The organism is Microbispora bryophytorum, from assembly GCF_006874465.1.
GTDB lineage: Bacteria > Actinomycetota > Actinomycetes > Streptosporangiales > Streptosporangiaceae > Microbispora > Microbispora bryophytorum.
The window spans coordinates 1-557 of the sequence record NZ_VIRL01000086.1 but is presented as its reverse complement, the minus strand read 5'-3'; the positions used below and the strand labels follow the sequence as shown (position 1 = coordinate 557).

Sequence of the window (557 nt, the reverse complement as noted above, 5' to 3'; positions counted from 1 at the left end):
AAGTCGTCGCTGACCTGATTCCGGCCGAAGCCAACGACTACGCCTGGCTTCTCCCTTCTCGGCAAGGTTCGAAAGCTATTACCCGCGTCCGTGCTTACGGGATTCTTAACGAAGCTATTGAGCGCGCAGGCCTTTCAGAGAAGCTCGGCACAATCGGCTGCCATTCGTTGCGTAAGACTTTCGGCTACCACGCGTACAAGAACGGCACAGATCTTACGCTACTTCAATCGATTTTCAACCACTCGAAGCAGTCGGTCACGTTGAGATATATCGGAATCAATCAGGACCGGATCGACGAAGTATACGCGAATGTTAATCTATAAGACGACGGGCGCCCCAACGTTTGAGCCGCAGCCAACGTAGGTGTGCTCGTCTTTTTTCGTATATGCCGACTGCAGCTCCGACTTCCTCCTGCCGCTTCCGTATTTCGGCTCCATACCGCAGCAGACACATCGACTTGCATTCGCAAACTTCGAAATGGCGTGAACAATTGGATGGGGCACAGTGGGATTCCATTTGCTTATTTGTCATAGGCGACCGCCTCCGTTTAATTTTAT

Annotated in this window: 1 protein-coding gene; it reads left to right on the top strand. The window is 51.7% G+C overall.

Annotated features, from left to right (window positions below):
• Positions 1 to 323, top strand: a 323-nt coding sequence (locus tag FLX07_RS35945) for a tyrosine-type recombinase/integrase (RefSeq protein WP_142576439.1), incomplete at its 5' end; no start/stop codon positions are given.
• Positions 324 to 557 lie beyond the last annotated feature (234 nt).